Raw genomic sequence first — 578 nt, forward strand, 5'->3', positions numbered from 1 at the left:
CAAAGGGGGTGTCGGGCAAATCCCGCATCGCTGCGAGATCGGCCTTCAGCCGTTCCCCGATGCTGACCTTGTGGCCACGCAGAACATCACCCCGGCGTTTGCGGCACTGCTCTTCCAGGTGAGCGTTGAACGCGTGCCAGTCCGGAAAGGACGGGATCGGCACCATGAAGTTGCGACGTCCGTAGCCGACCAGCCCCTCCACGGCCCCTTTGTCATTGCCCTTGCCGGGACGGCCATAGCGGTCCCGGATCACGTAATGCGACAACATCGCGCTGAACCGCTGGGTTCTTTGCCGGGAGCCATCCGGCAGGATCCGGGCAACCAGGCAGCGGTCATTGTCATAAAGAACCGACTGGGGAACCGCGCCGAAGAACGCAAAGGCATGAACATGGCCGTCAAGCCACGCCTCGGTATTGGCCGCAGGATAGGCCCGGATGTAGCATGCGTCGCTGTGCGGCAGATCGAGGGCAAAGAAGTGTGCCTTCTCCTCGACGCCGCCGATCATGACAAGCGCTTCACCAAAATCGGCCTGTGCATGACCGGGCGGATGGCTCAGCGGCACGAACATCTCCTTGCCG

Annotated in this window: 1 protein-coding gene; it reads right to left on the reverse strand. The window is 62.5% G+C overall.

From position 1 onward, the window contains the following. Window positions 1-578, reverse strand: a 578-nt coding sequence (gene istA / locus ACXAJT_RS27625; protein WP_475242241.1) for an IS21 family transposase, incomplete at both ends; no start/stop codon positions are given.

This window comes from Salipiger sp. ABF4_146 (assembly GCF_056161345.1).